The following is a 17,344-nucleotide window of genomic DNA, read 5'->3' on the forward strand; positions in this document are numbered from 1 at the left end:
GACCCAAAGCTCAAGGCGGATGATAAAGTAACTTCCTACCACTTTCACGCACATTCAGCTACCGTTGCCAGTCGTTCATCAAATAGTTTGTGGGGATAGTTTTATCCGGCTACATTTGAGTATGACAACGACAATCGTAAACAAAAATCGGCCACTACTTGGGCTAGGACTTGCCTTTCTACTCCTCGTCGGTGCGCTAATGCTAACAGAGTTCGACATAGCATCTGGGGCACTCTTTGCTATTGCTGCCGTCGGCACGGCGCTCTACTTGCCCCTCATTTGGTTGATCAATAAGCGAATAAAAAGGACAATTACTCCCTCGTGGTGGCACAAAGAAATTCGGGCAACCATCCTTATACTTGGTGCTTTATGCTTGATCGCGGCCATTGAATCCTCTTTCCACTCGGTCGTTTTTCTAATCATTTTTATTGAATTGCTTTTCTTACTAGCAGTATTTGGGTACGAGTACTTTTTCCCACACTCCGATACAATACATGGCACTGTGGAGAGCGAAAAGTCACGGTTTTCTCCCTGGATGTACTGGCTGTTCATCGTAGGAAACGGCATTTTGCTGATCGTTGGAGAAGATTACTTTACCAATCAAGACCAGTTCGGCGTTGCCATCCTATTGTATTTTTGTTCGCTATTTTTCCTGTTTACACGCTGGGTATTCAAGCAGATAAGGTTCCTTCTTAATTTAAAAACAGAAAGGAATCGAACCGAGCTACTACATCTGCAAAGTCAGATCAACCCTCATTTCTTTTTCAATATTCTCAACAACCTCTATGGATTGGTAGACAAAGATTCTAAAAAGGCGCAGCAGCTCATTTTAAAGCTGTCGGACATGATGCGCTATAGTATTTACGATGGGCAAAAGGAAACCGTCTCGCTGGCTGAAGAAGTCGACTACATCAGAAATTACCTCGACCTCCATCAGATGCGTTATCACAAGAAAATCGAGTTGGATTTTGTGACCAACATAGAGGACGATCAAATACAAATCATGCCGCTCCTCTTTATCATTTTAGTGGAGAATGCCTTCAAACATGGTGTCGAACATCTTCGTGCAGATGCCTATGTACACCTCACGCTCGAAGCTACCGCTAATAGTGTGTCTTTCAGTGTAGAAAACAACTTTGATGACGAAGAAGTAAGCACCCAAGCGGGACTGGGCCTTCGTAACCTTAAAAGAAGGTTGGAGCTCGTTTATCCAAAAAAGCATAACTTATCCACGATAAAAACGACAAAAACATTCAGCGCACAATTAACTATTGAACAATTATGATCAAGTACCTCATTGTCGATGACGAACACATAGCCCACGATATCATCAAGGGCTATTGTGATTTGTTGCCTCATTTGGAACTTGTACAAAATTGCTACGATGCTGTCGAAGCTTTGGAATGCCTCCGGCAGCAGCCTGTTGACCTCATCTTTCTCGACCTCAACATGCCCAAGCTGAAGGGATTTGAATTCTTGCGCACTTTGCCCGTTCGCCCCAAGATAATTGTCACCACCGCCTATCGGGAATACGCCCTCGAAGGCTTCGAACTCAACGTTGTCGACTACCTGCTGAAGCCTTTTAGTTTTGAACGTTTTTTGAAAGCATTGAACAAGGTGGTCAATACTACGCCGACCACTTCCCCTACCCTGGCATCGGAAACCACGGTGGAAAACAGCGTCTTTTTGCGCAGCAACAAGAAATACTTACAAGTTACGCTCAGCGATATTCTCTACCTGGAGGCCTCGGGCAATTACACCAAGATCATTACCACAGAAAGCACCATCTCCGTCCGTCAGAAAATATCGGAATTGCTGACCACCCTCCAATTTGATCAACTCGTTCAGGTACACAAATCGTTTGCGGTCGCTAAAAACAAGATCAATAGCATTGAAGGTAATCGCATTTTCATCAATGATTTTGAGATCCCCATCGGCAAGGTTTACAAATTGAATGTGGATAGGATGTTGGAGTGAGGAATCAAATATCGTGCTTCCGCATAAATTTTTATTCTAGTTTATTTGGGGCCATGCCGGTAGTGGCGTTGCGGAGCAAACGCCACTACCGGCACCGGGCTGTTCGCTCTCATGCAGTGCTGCGCATTGCATACCGCTGCCATCCCTTGTCCTGCTCGTCCCTGCGCTCGGGCTCCAGGCTACGCCTTACGGCCCTATTTTTTTTGCGCCAAACGACCAGTTCGATCTACGGTTGGGTCCTTAAAAAACACGAGCAAAATCATGAAACCTACCTGTGTGTGTGTATTTGTTGTTTTTTTCAAAAATTGAACTTAAAATCATATCCGGGCATAGCCAGCCCCATTATCAAAGTTGCTATCCCAATTATTACCGTAACTACTCCTATCACCTTGCAACACACTCCTATTCTACCAATTATCTCCTTAACTTTGGTTTCATCGAATTCTTCACTTATAGGCTTTCTTACTATCATGGTAATGAAAGACTCTAAATGGTTTGATAATATTTCTCCAATGCTATAGAACATTACTCCATATAGAACCGAAGACAAAAACGAAAAAAACATTAAAAAGCCCATCTTAGATTAATTTAGGTTTACACAATTTTCTTTCTTCATTATACTGACTTAAATTCATTTTTTGCGTTAAAAATATCGTGCATGTTAGTTTCCGAACTATCCCGACCTTCTTGGTCGGGATGATATCCTGCTGGTCTTCCGACCAGCAGCTAGGGGGCTTGATAGAATGTCGATTTTTCACTCAACCTACTTCATCACCTTATCCAACACGTNCCCCCCCGTCATAGCCGTAGCAGTGAGTACACCTGAAAAGAGCGCGCCCCCGACCCCAGCAGTCACAATATCCTGCCCTGTGAGGTAGAAGTTCTTAATGGGTGTTCGAGGCTGAAGGAAACGTTGCCGAAAACGCTGCGGGCTATGATCTAAGCCATAAATTTCTCCCTTATCGTAGTTGACGAAATGCTGGGTCGTCAGTGGTGTCGACAGTTCGTAGCAATCTACTTTGCCTTCCACTTGTGGCATTTGTTTGTACAATTCCGCCAATAGGCGTTGAGCAATACGCTCCTTGAAGGCCTCGTAGTCTTCTCCCCTTTTCATCCAGCGACTGCCTTCCCAATTCGCGAAAGCCTCGTAAGGAACCAGTGTGATAATATCAATCGTACTTCTTCCTGGATAACGGCGATCCCAATCAGGGTCTTTGGCGGAAGGAAACGAAACATACACCACCGGAAAGGGCTGATCCAAATCTTCCAAATAGCGATCTACACAAGCATCATGATCAAGATCGCCAGGATATATCCAAAGGTTGGTTTTAGGCAACTGTAACTCCTCCGGACTACCAGGTAATCCGATATACAGACAAGCGTGAGCTACAGAGCGTTCTACCTTTTGCAATGGTTCCAGCAATTGGTGATCAGCCACCGCGGCAGCCGGCAAAAGTTTCTTATAGGTTGTCATCACCCCCGCGCCGCTGACGATGTTATCAGCAGTGAACACCTTCCCATCGGCCATCCGCACACCAGTGGCGGTGTTGCCTTCTAACACAATCTCCGCTACCTCGGCACTGATGAGAATCGTCCCACCAGCGGCTTCAATGACAGGGGCAACGGTAGCCACTATCTGCGACGAACCACCCACCGGGAAGCTCCCACCACCAAAATAGTGCCTTGCTACCGAGGCGTGCATCACAAAACTGCTTTTCTTGGGCGGCAAACCATAATCACCGTATTGCCCACTGAGCACGCGGATCAATTCTTCGTTATCCGTAAGGGAACGTAAAACCTCATAAGTCGTCTGGTCAGAGAACTTCAAAAAAGGTCGCCGCATAAACGGCCCCGATAGCTTGCTCAACAGCGGCGGCATGGCCTTATCCATATAAAACCAACGGCTGGTCTTATTGGCTTCAAACACCAAGTCGACGTATTTTTCAATGGCCATTTCTTCTCCGGGGAAGTAGGCAGAAAGCTGCGCAATGAAGTTTTTAACGCCCTTTACCAAGTCATAATGCCGATCGCCGAGGATGATACGGTCGTAAACATCCCCCATGTCTGCCCATTGGAGTTTGCCATTACTGATGTAATCAAACAGACGCTTGATCACGCTATTGGGCCGTTGCACTTCTCCAATGTAGTGAATTCCCACATCCCACTCGTAGCCCTTGCGCTTGAAGACGTGCGTAAACCCACCGGGCGTGTAATGCCGCTCCAAAACCAGCACTTTCTGACCTTCTTTTGCCAAAATGGCCGCCGTCGTCAAGCTCCCCATTCCTGAACCAATGAGGATGGTATCGTAATGATCAGCGAGCTCGTGGCGTTTTTTGTAGGATTGGATCATGGTAAGGGGTTGATAGTTAGGTGGTTGTTGGTTTGATAATTGGAAAAGTATAGGGGTGTAAAGGTGTAAAAGTTTTTTTACTTACGGGACCAAATAACTGGGAGGTAGTGATAAACATTAATGAGCTCTCTACGCTCCAACTCTTACACTTTTACATCCTTTTTCTGAAAAGAACATAAATTAGTGGTTCCTCGTTGTTTTATGGCGGGCATGATCCGCTAGCCCTAAAACACGAAGAACCACTATTTTAAGAGCGAATAAACCATTAACTTGAAAGACTGTTGGTCGGGAGACCAACGTGATATTTCCAGGTTAGTCTGGGGACTAACCTGCGCGGTTTCTTTTCTGAGACACAAAACCGCACGCAAAATCAAGAAAATCAAGCACAATCATGGTTTAGACAAATGCCTCCCCTACTCTTTCACTACCTTACAAGACTGCAACAACCGTCCTGTTCCTTGTTCGTACATCGCCACCAAATAAATACCACTGGGCAGGGCCGACAAATCAAAGCTAACTTCCTCGGAAGAAGCCTGCTTTACCGCCAACTCACGTCCTGTTAAATCTTTAAGAGACACCGTAACCGAAGTAAGGTTTCCACCAATAGTTACCCGCACCTGATCCTTGGTGGGATTGGGGTAAACAGACAGCGAGGGTGTTTCTTCTAAGACTGTCGTTGATGTTGGCTGCTCGTCTTTGTAGACGCGTACCCAATCCACCTCCACGGTATGTGGATAGAGGCTGTTATCAGGCGTACCACCCCAGGCACCGCCTACCGCATGGTTGAGAATGATAAAGAAAGGTTGGTCAAAAGGCCACTGGGCCTCACTATCGCCAATGGAAGATTTTTTGACCCTCATATAGGTTTCACCATCCACACTGAAGCTCATTTCCTCCGTATCCCACACCAGGCCGTAGGTATGAAAGCCGGTGTCGTAATCATCAATCTGGTAGGTTCCTGTAATTTGGGTTCCTATGATGTGATTGTAAGCCTGGGTGTGGATGGCTGCGCCAAGATGATCAAAATCCTGACCGTGCTCCATGATGTCGATCTCACCACAACGTGGCCAGCCAATGCCTGAGTCGAAGATATTTTCGCCCAGCATCCAGAACGCCGGCCAAGTGCCCCGACCACGAGGGAGTTTCATGCTGGCTTCAATCTTACCATACTGAAAAGTGATTTTTCCCAGCGTCTCGATCTTGCCCGAGGTGTAGTTGCGGGTAGAGGGAGAGCTCATCGCTGGCCCCTGCCCCGTATAGGTTTCCTGACGGGCAATGAGTTTTAATGTTCCGTCAGATACGACAATGTTTTCTGGCCGTGGCGTATAAAACTGTAACTCTCCATTGTCGGGGTTACCGTGGTGGACTTTTGACCAATAGGTTTCATCAACAGCGTTACCGTTGAATTCGTCGGCCCAGTCCAGCACCCAGTTGGGTTCATAAACTTCTTCTTCCGAAAGGACGAAAAAATCGAGGTTACATACACCTATTTCTCCACGACCAATGAGATAGAGATCGTGTGTCCCCGTCACTGCTTCGATACCCGTGAGTTGTGCCTCGAAGGTTGTCCATCCCAGGGTATTCTGCGGATAAAAGGTACCAATCAAGGGTCCATTGAGGTTATCTAATCGAATTTCTACGCTTCCACCGTTGTTACCTTTAGCGGCTTGGAAGGTGATGCTGTTGTAGCCACCATCGAAGTTAATCTGTGCATACTGTAGCCAGTCGCCATCGTCAAAATAGCCGATGTTGGTGCCGCTGTTTTCTAGTTCGATGCCTTGCATGGCATCATAATCTTCCGCTTCTATCTGCACGGGCGTAGCGCCGAGTACCACGGGTAAAAGGAACCCTAGCAGAGCCAGGAATTGATAATTGTTTTTCATTTGAAAGTTTACTTAGGAACAGCACGAAAATAAAACACGATTTGGCTACGCCGCTACTTTGTGGTCGCTTCGCGGCTACTTCGTGTTTTATTTTCTGCGCAATACTTAAAAAATTGTTGCACTTAATATGTCAAAAGTTAGCACTCAAGGAAAGAATAAAATTCCTCCCAGGGGCTGAAATACCTGCACTGTAAGGTCGGTAACGCTGATCCGTCAAATTTTCCATTCCTGCACTAATGGTAATGGTTGGTGACAGATCATACAAAGCCTTAATATTCAAAGTATACCATGCGGGGGAATAATTATTCCCATTAGAATCCTTAGCATATATTTCGTCCTTGCTTTGCTCTTCTCTTGCCAAATCTTCAAACTTGCGTTCTCCTTGATAGTTGGCATAAAATTGCAAAGTTAGCTTTTTAGCTTTGTAGCTTAAACGAGACACCCCAAAAAGGGGAGCTGCATGCCGGGAGGGGCTAGTGATACCATCGTCCAGTTCTTCCTCACCAATCTGATAATTTATAGAAGAAGAAAAACTGAAACCAGCTGGTAGTTTCCACTCTAGGCCGGCCTGTATCCCATATACCTTCGTCACTGCGGCGTTTTGGATCGCTTGTACCTGACTCAGCGTTCCTTCATATAAAATACTATCCTGGCCATTTAGTTCGAAGTTTCTACGAACCAAGGCATTCTGTAAAATGGTATAGTAACCTGTAAGGTCAACCTTTATCACCTCCTTGAACACTTTTGCAATTCCTATATCCAAATTGGAAGCATATTCAGCTTTAAGTCCAGGATTAGGGATAGTCACTGTACCTGGTTCGGAATCAAAAACCTTTCCCATATCATCCACATTTGGTGAACGAAAAGCTGTTCCAAGGTTAGCACTAATTACGCTGCTTTCTGAAACCCGGTAAACAGCACCAATACTCCCCGTCAAAGCTCCATCATTCATTTCAGCCTTTGCAAACGGAAAAGGATAGAAATCCAGGTTATTGCTAAAGTCAGCATTAGTAGAAAATTGGTTAAAACGCATACCTGCCTGTAGTGTGAATTCATCGGACAGTTTAAACTCATTATTTACATAAATAGCTGCAGAGCTCCAGGTCGCCGTGGGGTAACGTGCTGGACCTTTCTGCACTTCCTCCGTGGATATATTTGTGATCATCCCCGCAGAGGTGATGTCATTCAAAATATACTCTGCGCCATAAAAGAGGGTATGCTTCCTTCCTGTTTTTTTTATAAAATCCAGATTAACCGAATAAGCTTCAACATTTTCGGTTTGCATATTACGGTCTTCTTTATTTAATAATCGATCAATACGACTTTCTTCAAAAGACTGTTGTGCCAAGCGGAGGGTCATTTGATCATAAGCAGTATTTTTCCCTTCATGAGCGATACTCAGGTGGTTCATCATCCACTTTTGTGGGCCGTAATCCCACTCTGCGTAACGAGCTGTTCCATTGCGCACCCGATTGTGGCGATCATACCGACCGTAGGGAGAGGTCGCTGAATAGTGAAACCCATATTGAAAATCCCACTTCTCATTTGGCTTGAAACGCACCTTTTGCATAACGTTCATTTGCGAATAAGCCGTCGGAATCTGCAAAAGCGGATCATCCTGAGTAATCACGACATCGGTGCTCTCTTGACGCTGGACAAAATAGTCTTTGAGGTAATCATCTGGCCCATTGCTCCCTTGCCTCAGGTGGTCGTAATCCCAGGTACTGAAGCTGGTCACCAAGGCCCATTTTTCCCAACCAATATTTATATCAAAATGGCCTGTTTTTTCCTGATTGGCTGAAGCGTAACGTGTAAGGACTTTTCCGGTAATCAAAGGAGTTTTATCTATGGATAACTGTGGCACAAGTGTCTGAAAGCTCATCACTCCACCAATGGCATCACTACCATAAATAACGGAACCTGGCCCAAAGAGTACTTCGGTGTTGCTTATCGCAAAAGGATCAAGACTGATCACATTCTGAAGATTACCACCTCTAAAAATGGCCGTATTCATCCGCACACCATCAATGGTATACAAAAGTCGGTTGGTGGCAAAACCCCGAATCATCGGGCTGCCACCACCCTGTTGGCTTTTTTGGATATAAACCTTACCCGAAACCCCGAGAAGGTCCGCTGCGGTTTGCGGATTCTGGAGCGCAACATCTTTAGGAGAGATGGAAATGATCTTCATCGGTACATTACCCGAAGATTGCCGCCAACGTGTAGCAGAAACCACAATTTCATCCAAGTTCAAATTAGACGGTTCTAATACTATTTCAAAACCCATCAATTCAAGATCCGCATAGCTTTTAACGACCTCTTTATAGCCAAGCATCCGAATCTCGATCTTAGCAGCCGCGTTGAAATCAGATATATCCGCTTGTCCATTTACATCAGTCACCGCATACGCTTCGGGGTTTGTACTCAAGAGCGTCACAAACTCCAGCGGTTTATTCGATGCTTGATCTTTAATGGTTATTGTTTGGGCATGCGACCAGACGGCCCACCCCAGCAATAACCATAGTGATAAATATTTTTTCATTATAAAAATAGAAATATGCTAGCGGCTTTACCTTTCAAAAACAAGAGGTTTAGGAAACGAAGTTAATCAATAATGGCAGGGTTTTTCCTAAAAGTATACTTCATGTAAAGCAGCCAACTTTTATAGGTTATTGAACCATATCAGGGATTATAAGGTCATTTAAGGTTGAGAAATATAGCACGGTGCGCTACACCAAAAGTGTGTCTCGCGCAGAGACGCAGAGGTTTTTTATTGCTGGTTATCAAGTAGATACATTTTGACAATTTTAGTTAGACACAGTTGACTGAACACTCTCAGCCTGAAATAGGGAATTTATTATTCGCCGCCTTAAACTTGATCACAAATCACAATGTCAATGTTTACCTTTGCAGGTACTTTCGTAATCTTCAAACTCATTCCCTCTTGGCAGATATTCTCCTTCTTACGCCACCCTTTACCCAGCTGAATACGCCCTATCCGGCGACGGCCTACCTCAAGGGTTTTTTGAATACGAAGAACATCTCTTCCTATCAGATGGATTTAGGTATTGAGGTTATGTTGGCGCTCTTTACCCGCGAAAGCCTCGAATTACTTTTTGAGGCAGCCTACGAGCATGAGCGCTTGGAGACGTCGAATACCCAACGCATGTACGCCCTGCGGCATGCTTATTTACGAACCATTGAGCCCGTCATCGCTTTCTTGCAAGGGCATCAGCCCACGCTGGCGCGGCATATTTGTAGCGACAATTACCTCCCTCAGGCCAGTCGCTTCGAACAGCTGGACGATATGGAATGGGCGTTTGGCAATATGGGCATGCAAGACAAAGCCAAGCATTTTGCGACGCTTTATCTCGAAGATTTGTCTGACTTTATGGTGGAGTGTATCGATGAGCATTTTGGCTTTAGCCGCTACGCCGAACGGCTGGGGCGATCAGCCAACAGCTTTGAAGAACTATACAATGAGTTAGAAGAGGAGCTTTCTTACGTCGATCAGCTGACCATAGATATTCTTGATGAACGGATCGCGAAAGTACAGCCCAAGCTGGTATGTATTTCGGTACCATTTCCTGGCAATCTGTTTAGTGCTTTTCGTTGTGCCCAGTACATCAAGACACATTACCCGGAGATAAAAACAGCCATGGGCGGTGGGTTTCCCAATACGGAATTGCGGTCGCTAAAGGAACCGCGCGTCTTCGAGTTTTTCGACTACATCACCCTTGATGATGGGGAACTGCCGATTGAGCTACTAGCCAACAACGTGCTGCTACCCGCATATAAAAATCCGGATTTTCAACTCTTTAAACGCACTTTCCTGCTCGACGAAAAGGGCGAAGTGCTTTACAATAACTTCTCGCTGCGACAGGACTACAAGCAGAGCGCCGTGGGCACGCCTGATTATTCCGACTTGCTGCTGGACCAGTACATCTCGGTTATCGAAATTGCGAATCCAATGCACAGTTTGTGGAGTGATGGCCGCTGGAACAAGCTGACGATGGCGCACGGTTGCTACTGGGGAAAATGCACCTTTTGCGACATCTCACTGGATTATATCAAGCTCTACGAGCCTGTGGCTGCACGCCTACTGGTGGACCGCATGGAAGAATTGATCGCCCAGACCGGCGAGAGCGGTTTCCACTTTGTAGATGAGGCTGCGCCGCCGGCCCTCATGCGGGCGGTAGCCCTGGAGATCATCCGGCGCGGATTGACCGTAACGTGGTGGACGAATATCCGCTTTGAGAAAAGCTTCACCAGGGACTTGTGCCGACTGCTGGCAGCATCAGGATGTATTGCCGTTTCAGGAGGCTTGGAGGTTGCATCCGACCGCCTGCTGGACTTGATTCAAAAAGGGGTGACCGTGGCGCAGGTGGCTCGTGTTACTCGCTATTTTACGGAAAGTGGAATCATGGTACACGCTTACCTCATGTATGGCTACCCCACCCAGACCGTACAAGAAACGGTTGACAGCCTGGAGATGGTTCGGCAATTATTTGAAGTGGGTGTGCTGCAATCGGGCTTCTGGCACCAGTTTGCCCTCACGGCGCACAGCCCGGTGGGATTGGAGCCCGAAGCCTATGGGGTAATGCCTCATCTCGCAGACATTACTTTCGCGAATAACGATATTCAGTTTACGGACAAAACCGGCATCAACCACGACCAGTTTAGCTTTGGTCTCAAAAAATCGCTATTCAACTATATGCATGGCATTGGTTTTGAGTTCGAACTACAGGAGTGGTTTGATTTTCCTGTGCCCAATACTACGATTGCAGAAGACTACATTGTGCGCAGCCTTGAAGATGCCCCCTACCCCATTACCAAACCTTCTGCTAAGATCGTCTGGTTGGGTAGTACCCCAAGTGTTTCGGCTACCGGTAAAAGCAAGAAAGGCAAAGCATTGGTGGAACTCACTTTTCATGACCAGCGCGATACCGTTTCCGTAAACCTCCCTGAACCACAATCGGAGTGGCTACTGGCCATGCTTGAAAAAGCGGCGCCACAGCAGGAGAAGCCCCTTGTGTTCAACCAATTGAAAGCAGACTATCTCCTTCATTTCGACCATTTTGATGCTTTTTGGTATTCTGATGAAATGGAGGTGGTGCGGGAAATTGGGTTGGTGGCGGTTTAGTAAGAAGGGAATCGTAAAAACAGTTGATATCTTGACAATTTCACGGCCACAACTGGCCTAGCGATGTGCAGCAGCTGCCCGGCACGGGCAGGCCCGCAGGGCTGAGTGAATAACGAACTGCGTAACGTAGCGCCCACGCGAATGCGGGGGAGGCCCCATAAAAAATTTAGTGCTTGTTTGAAAAACAAAAAATGAGAATATTATTCTGCATTATTGTAGCAGCTCTTTTCCAAAGTAGTTGTACTCCTGCCCAGCCTGCGCGTGCAAATCAATTTGTAGACAGCAGGGATCAGTATGTCTATGAGGTCATCACTATTGGTGACCAAGACTGGTTGGGGTCCGATTTGAAATATCAAACACCCGCCTCCTTTTGCTATAAGAACGAGGAAGAGAATTGTCAGGAATATGGACGATTGTATTCCTTCCCCGAAGCCCAAATAGCTTGCCCCTCAGGCTGGCGATTACCTACAGAAATGGATTGGAGAACATTGGAACAAACGCTAGGCATGGAGCCTGCCGAAGCAGAGGCCATAAGAGTATGGCGAGGAGACCAGGAAGGTGCTTTGTTAGCTCAAAAGCTAGGGCTAACATTTTCGGGTATGGGGAGATACAATGGTCGTGATTTTATGGGCAAAGACCAATTTGTCTACTATTGGGTAGATGAACCGGGCCCATCAGGCGAGCAATTCTCCCTTTACCGAATGGTTAGCAAAAAGGAAAATAGAATCTATAGTGATCAAGTGCCCAAAATGGACCTTTGCTGTGTGCGTTGTGTGAGAGATTGAGTCGTTAATAACGAGCCACATGCGCTAAGATTTTATGACAGGTAATAGGCCACACTATCCCTCAATTCAGCGATGAGTTCTTCATTCATGTAGGGGTATTCGTCAGGAAGATCCAGTACAATTACGGTTTTATCCGCTAGCAGGTCGCCAAAGTCAGCGGTGATGCGTTGCTTGTGGGAATCCTCCATCACGAAGATGAGTTCTGCCCAATTGATCAAGGTGGCGTTGACTCGAATGCGGGCCGTTTTAGAAGTCCCTGCAGACTTTACGTTGATCCCCTCTGTATTACGAAAGATGGTCTCGGCAGTGCGGCTGCGCCATTCGTTTTTACTACAAATAAAGAGGAGGTGTTTTGCTTTAGTCATGCTCTAGATACGCCTACTTCTGAACTCGGGTAGAATGTAACATTTTCAACTTCCAGCCTTCGGCAGTCTTGACTGCTACAGCGCTTTCGAGCCAGTGGGCTTGCCCAGTGGTGTCTTTACCTACGGTCCAGGTGCCATAGTTGTGGTAAGTTGTCCAAGCTAGTTCGCTATTGGCCCCTGTGGTCAGGAATTCCATATGATTGGTGCGTACGTACCCTTGCTCAATCATGCCTGCCATTGCGTTGCGTTGGTAGTTGATAATCGTGTCATTGGTCCACACTTCACCATGTTCTAGCAGCAGAAAGTCTTCGGTATGCAAGCGCGCCAAACTGTTGGTATCGAGGGCCGACCAGACTTGGTCAAAAGCATCGATCACCAGTTGTTGGATGGCTTCTTCGGGGGTGATCTCCTCTACCGTTGTTTCTATTACAGAATCGGCTGAAGGAGTAGTTGGCTGACAGCTACATAGGGCTAGCAAAAAGAAGAGGTAGAAGCTTGGGGTTTTCATGATGGAAGTTGTTTTTTGTGATTTTGGCTCAAAACGTATGATCGCACTGGTACGATTGGCGTGCGTTTTTGGGTGCGGGGTGCGGGGTGCGGAAACCTACGGTGGGCTAACTTCCGAATTCCGAGTTCCCAATTCCGACTTTAAGTGCGGAGTTAGCCCAACGCTTACACCTTTACACTTTTCCAACCTTTACACCTTTTTGGCCCCTTATTCCGCCATCCGAATCCCCCCATCTTCCAGGGTTATCTTCCGCTGGCGGTACAGGTCACCGATGGCTTTTTTGAAGGCTTTCTTACTGATATGAAAACGGTGATAAATCACCTCTGGATCACTTTTATCCGTGATAGGTAGGAAGCCGTTGTTTTGCTCCAAAGCGTGAAAGATATCCTCGCTATTTTTACTATTGAAGTTTTGGTAACCGATAGGGTGAAGCGATATATCGACCTTATTGCCTTCGCGGATTTTCTTGACGTAGGCAGTCATTTTATCACCGATACGCAGGTCTTTGAAAATCTCGTTTTTGTAGACCAAGCCCCGGTGGCGGTTGTTTACCGTTACGGAATAGCCAATCTCTGTTTCGCGGTACACGAGAATTTCGACTTCCTCGCCTTCCTCTACCATTAGTTCGTCATTGATCAGCCATTTTTCCAGTTTATTGCTGGCGTAAAGGCGGTCGGTTTCTTCATCTAGTGCCAGATACACGACGTACCAGCGGCCTTCTTCCAGTTTTACGCGTTGCTCGCTGTACGGCACCATCAGGTGTTTTTCCATACCCCAGTCCAAGAAGGTGCCGACATCAGCAACATCTACGACTTCAAGCAGGGCAAACTCATTGAGTAAAATACCAGGAGTGAGCGTAGTAGCGACTTTGCGTTCATCGTAATCGAGGTAAACAAAAACCGTGATCTGATCGCCAATATCGTAGTGTTCTGGTATATATTTATTAGGAAGTAAGACATCTTCGCCTTCTTCATCTCCCAGGAAAAGACCTACGCTGGTTTCCCTTAATATCTCTAAATCGTTGTATTGTCCGATGGCTATCACTTGCGCTAAATTTTACTTATTATTCTTGTTACACCAACTTTTTCTTGCCGCAGAGACGCTGAGGCATGGAAGTTTTAGTTACTGCTTAGGTATTTCCCTTACAGGAAAAAGAAGATGAATACATTAGTTAACAAAACGATTTGCTTCCTTTTGTGTCCACACTTCCCACGTTCCCCACAAAAGTACAACTATATATTCCAATCCTACGATCCAAAGATTTTCGTAGTATTCGGGATAGCTATAATTGATGTACGTCAGTAAAATCATCCCTGACCATACGACAGGCCAGCGGTAAGGTGTGAATAGACAAAGCACCAGCGGAAGGGCCGTGTACCAAGGATGAACCGTAGTGGCACAAAACAGATAAATACCGATAGCAAACAACCAACGCCCAGGCAGCTCGGCCCACACTTCGCTAGCACGTTCTTGCAATGCCCGGCCGGTAATCGTCACAAAGACCAAAATCGCCAGGACAGGCCCTATAAAACGAATGAGGTTGAAGCCACTAACCTGGAGTCCTACCCAACGGATAACGTAGTACAGCGATCCATTGAACTCAAATTGCTGGAAATATAGATTGACACTACTCCCGAAGTTCTTTAGAAATACACTGCTCACAAGCGGCCACCAGGTAAGCATCAAGATCACGCCCAGAATGGTGAAATACCCGAAGCTGCGCTTCCAACCCAAGCGGCGAATAAGAAATGGGAAAAACAACAATGGCAGTAGTTTACTCGCTACCGCTAAAGCCATTGCCCCGGCTGATGCAAAAAAAGTCCAGCCTTTCCCTTCACGCCACCAGCGCAACAAGAGCCACAAGCCCAAAAGCAAGAAAAAGATCATTGCTCCTTCAAAATGTAGGTTCCCCACTACTTCGACAATGATCAAGGGGTTGAGTGCGTACCACAATACCCTGCTGGCGGGCAAGCCCCATTCACGCAACAGCGCCAACAAAAGGAAGATCGTTCCTACCTCCATCAACAGCAAAAACACCTGCATTACGACCGCTGCTCCCCATACACTATTGGGCGAAAGCCAACAGGCAAAAGCAAACAAGCCCTGCGCTACTGGTGGATAAATGGTATAGTATTCCGGGGAGTTGAGTTCGTTGAAGAGTGCCTGGCCCAAACCGGGCAAATGATGCCCTTCCTCCAAGTACCAGACCGGCAAATGATCAAAGGGGTTTTGCCCTGCCAACCACAATCTGCCATCCCACACGAAGCGGTAAATATCATCAGACAATGCTGGAAATGCACCTACGAGCGCCAGGCGCAACAATATCGCTACCCCTATCCAGAAGGTAAGATCAGCCGGCTTCGCGGTGTTGACTTGCCAAATGTAGACAAAGAAAAATGCCCCGTAACAACAGATAATACGCGGGAAAGAAGACTGCTCGACTCCGTAGCCTAAGCCTAAGGTTGCCAGGAGCATAACGAGGAAGGCAAGCAGTTGATAAAATTTTGGAAATTGCATTATCGGCAAAAATAACAACCATAAGTCATACCGAATTTTGGCTAAGGCCAAAATTCAGCCTGACTTTAACTTAGAAAGAGTCATTAAATACCCTGAAAAGAGTAATTTATCGAGACTATTTGTAGAAAACCCCATGATTTTACTAATAGAAATCATGGGGTTTCTTCTTTAAAGATAGGTTTTGCAGTTGGTCAGCACGGATTTTGATGACAATCAAAATTCGGGATGACTGCTCAAGGCACTAGAGCCTCAAATGCTTCACGGAATAGAAGAAAATCGCACCAAAACCAAGGGCCAGCATCAAGTGAAACATGACGAAAGTTGTATTCTGTATATAGAATGCTCCACCTACTGCGGCCATGAAATACAATGAAAGCAGCCCCTCTCCAATGGTTGTCCAAGTAAGTTTCTTGGTAAGGTAATTTTGCTTCTTGAAGCTATCCGTGATGTTCTTGATATTGAACTTCGGCGTGCGAATGAAAGGAGATTTCTTACCTCGGTAACCTTGCAGTACTGCAACAGAGTTGTGCAATGAAAGCCCCATCGACAATGCTAAGAACAAAGGAAAGAGCAGAATAAACTTGGTCACCGCTTTACCAAAATCTTTTTCCTGATTGGCCGGACTTTGAATATTTGCTACGTAGTAAATGGCAATGATCGACAATAGTCCTACGAGGAAGTATGCAAAGAAGTTTTTGCTAAAGCCCATTTCGATTAAATCGCCCATGAAGAACAACAGCGGCACACTCGATATTCCTGCCAGAAACACGAACAAGAAGACCGAACTGGCCAACAAGTGACTGGTAGCATGAACTTTCTGGTTCAAGCTCAGGTCTGAACGCCAAACGGTAGGCAGCATTTTCTTAGCGGTCTCCGCGCCACCTTTCATCCAGCGAAACTGCTGCGATTTGAAGCTGTTCATTTCAGCAGGTAATTCGGCAGGAGAGCCAATGTTCTCCAGGAAGCGAATTTTATATCCCTTCAATTGAGAACGGATACTCAAATCCAGGTCTTCAGTAAGGGTATCAGCTTCCCAACCACCAGCATCTTCGATGGTTTTGCGGCGCCAAACACCAGCAGTACCGTTAAATTGAAGCATGTATTCACCGTTCATACGGCCCACTTGCTCTACAGTAAAGTGTACGTTCAGCTGTAAAGCCTGCAAGCGGGTAATGAGGGAATAATCCTCGTTGATGTGCTCCCAACGAGTTTGCACTACGCCCACTTTTTCGTCCTGAAAAAACGGAAGAGTTCTCAATAAAAAGTCTTTCTTAGGAAGAAAATCCGCATCGAAGATGGCCATAAATTCGCCCTTCGCAGCAGACATGCCATCACGCAATGCGCCCGCCTTGAATCCTTGGCGAATTTCACGCGTCACCTGCTCGATATTATAGCCTTTGGCTTTATACTCCGCAACTTTAGCCGCGACGATATCGAGGGTTTCGTCGGTAGAATCATCCAGAATATGGATCTCGTATCGATCCTTTGGATAATCAAATTCCGCGACCGCATCGATCAGTCGTTCGATGACGTACATCTCGTTGTAAATCGGTAGTTGTACCGTAACAAACGGATAAGCATCGGTGTCTTCTTCAGCAAAAGCCGTCATCTGACCAGCCCCCGAGCTCCAGCTATCACCACCAGCAGCTACTGCAACCTGTACAGGTTTTTCGTGCTCTGCCATGATCATTTCCGGCGTATTGCGGCGACCGCGCTTATAATAATACAACAAGTTGAACTGCATCACACAGTAAATGGTGATGTACAACAAGGCGAGAGTATATACTCCCAACACGAAAAAAGCAAGTGTAGTCAT

At 46.2% G+C, this 17,344-nt stretch carries 12 protein-coding genes; 4 read left to right on the top strand and 8 right to left on the bottom strand.

All coding sequences use genetic code 11. The annotated features are described in order from the left end of the window. Positions 1-121 precede the first annotated feature (121 nt). Positions 122-1,285: a sensor histidine kinase gene (locus tag A3EU_RS34785; RefSeq protein ID WP_211213914.1), complete on the top strand. Its 1,164-nt coding sequence runs from the start codon at positions 122-124 to the stop codon at positions 1,283-1,285. Further along, positions 1,282-1,977 carry a LytR/AlgR family response regulator transcription factor gene (locus A3EU_RS0107900; RefSeq protein WP_020535603.1) on the top strand — a complete coding sequence of 232 codons (696 nt, stop codon included), beginning with the start codon at positions 1,282-1,284 and terminating at the stop codon, positions 1,975-1,977. Before A3EU_RS34785 ends, A3EU_RS0107900 begins: the two co-directional genes overlap by 4 nt. Positions 1,978-2,740: 763 nt before the next feature. Here A3EU_RS0107900 and A3EU_RS0107910 read toward each other — a convergent pair. The 3 genes from A3EU_RS0107910 to A3EU_RS0107920 form a co-directional block, all read right to left on the bottom strand. Then, positions 2,741-4,327 (bottom strand): phytoene desaturase family protein, encoded by a 1,587-nt coding sequence (locus tag A3EU_RS0107910; protein ID WP_020535605.1) that lies wholly within the window; start codon positions 4,325-4,327, stop codon positions 2,741-2,743. Between the two features lie 413 nt (positions 4,328-4,740). After that, positions 4,741-6,210, bottom strand: a complete 1,470-nt coding sequence (locus A3EU_RS32605; protein WP_020535606.1) for a carbohydrate-binding protein — start codon at positions 6,208-6,210, stop codon at positions 4,741-4,743. Positions 6,211-6,340: 130 nt separating this feature from the next. Then, the gene (locus A3EU_RS0107920; protein WP_026211286.1) at positions 6,341-8,752 is read right to left on the bottom strand and encodes a TonB-dependent receptor; all 2,412 of its coding nucleotides are present in this window, start codon (positions 8,750-8,752) and stop codon (positions 6,341-6,343) included. Between the two features lie 402 nt (positions 8,753-9,154). Here A3EU_RS0107920 and A3EU_RS0107925 point away from each other — a divergent pair, with 402 nt between their 5' ends. Then, complete coding sequence (locus A3EU_RS0107925) at positions 9,155-11,353, top strand: B12-binding domain-containing radical SAM protein (protein WP_020535608.1); 2,199 nt, start codon at positions 9,155-9,157, stop codon at positions 11,351-11,353. 191 nt (positions 11,354-11,544) lie between these two features. Continuing rightward, positions 11,545-12,138: an FISUMP domain-containing protein gene (locus tag A3EU_RS32610; RefSeq protein WP_156825697.1), complete on the top strand. Its 594-nt coding sequence runs from the start codon at positions 11,545-11,547 to the stop codon at positions 12,136-12,138. Between the two features lie 32 nt (positions 12,139-12,170). Here A3EU_RS32610 and A3EU_RS0107935 read toward each other — a convergent pair whose 3' ends face one another. The 5 genes from A3EU_RS0107935 to A3EU_RS0107960 all read right to left on the bottom strand — a co-directional run bounded on the left by A3EU_RS0107935 (position 12,171) and on the right by A3EU_RS0107960 (position 17,344). Continuing rightward, positions 12,171-12,503 (bottom strand): low molecular weight protein tyrosine phosphatase family protein, encoded by a 333-nt coding sequence (locus A3EU_RS0107935; protein WP_020535610.1) that lies wholly within the window; start codon positions 12,501-12,503, stop codon positions 12,171-12,173. A gap of 13 nt (positions 12,504-12,516) precedes the next feature. Then, positions 12,517-13,011, bottom strand: coding sequence for a Cif family virulence factor (locus tag A3EU_RS0107940; protein WP_020535611.1), 495 nt, complete (start codon positions 13,009-13,011; stop codon positions 12,517-12,519). Positions 13,012-13,218: 207 nt separating this feature from the next. Then, on the bottom strand, positions 13,219-14,055 hold the full coding sequence (locus tag A3EU_RS0107945) for a CvfB family protein (protein WP_020535612.1): 837 nt from the start codon (positions 14,053-14,055) through the stop codon (positions 13,219-13,221). Between the two features lie 123 nt (positions 14,056-14,178). Then, on the bottom strand, positions 14,179-15,528 hold the full coding sequence (locus A3EU_RS0107950; RefSeq protein WP_020535613.1) for an MptA/MptB family glycosyltransferase: 1,350 nt from the start codon (positions 15,526-15,528) through the stop codon (positions 14,179-14,181). A gap of 241 nt (positions 15,529-15,769) precedes the next feature. Next, complete coding sequence (locus A3EU_RS0107960) at positions 15,770-17,344, bottom strand: cellulose synthase family protein (protein ID WP_020535615.1); 1,575 nt, start codon at positions 17,342-17,344, stop codon at positions 15,770-15,772.

Source organism: Lewinella cohaerens DSM 23179 (genome assembly GCF_000379805.1).
Classification (GTDB): Bacteria; Bacteroidota; Bacteroidia; order Chitinophagales; family Saprospiraceae; genus Lewinella; species Lewinella cohaerens.

Coding starts and splice junctions, on each gene's coding strand:
- A3EU_RS32605 (WP_020535606.1), bottom strand. CDS start 6,210: ATGAAAAACAATTATCAATTCCTGGCTCTGCTAGGGTTCCTTTTACCC.
- A3EU_RS34785 (WP_211213914.1), top strand. CDS start 122: ATGACAACGACAATCGTAAACAAAAATCGGCCACTACTTGGGCTAGGA.
- A3EU_RS0107940 (WP_020535611.1), bottom strand. CDS start 13,011: ATGAAAACCCCAAGCTTCTACCTCTTCTTTTTGCTAGCCCTATGTAGC.
- A3EU_RS0107950 (WP_020535613.1), bottom strand. CDS start 15,528: ATGCAATTTCCAAAATTTTATCAACTGCTTGCCTTCCTCGTTATGCTC.
- A3EU_RS0107920 (WP_026211286.1), bottom strand. CDS start 8,752: ATGAAAAAATATTTATCACTATGGTTATTGCTGGGGTGGGCCGTCTGG.
- A3EU_RS32610 (WP_156825697.1), top strand. CDS start 11,545: ATGAGAATATTATTCTGCATTATTGTAGCAGCTCTTTTCCAAAGTAGT.
- A3EU_RS0107935 (WP_020535610.1), bottom strand. CDS start 12,503: ATGACTAAAGCAAAACACCTCCTCTTTATTTGTAGTAAAAACGAATGG.
- A3EU_RS0107960 (WP_020535615.1), bottom strand. CDS start 17,344: ATGACTACACTTGCTTTTTTCGTGTTGGGAGTATATACTCTCGCCTTG.
- A3EU_RS0107900 (WP_020535603.1), top strand. CDS start 1,282: ATGATCAAGTACCTCATTGTCGATGACGAACACATAGCCCACGATATC.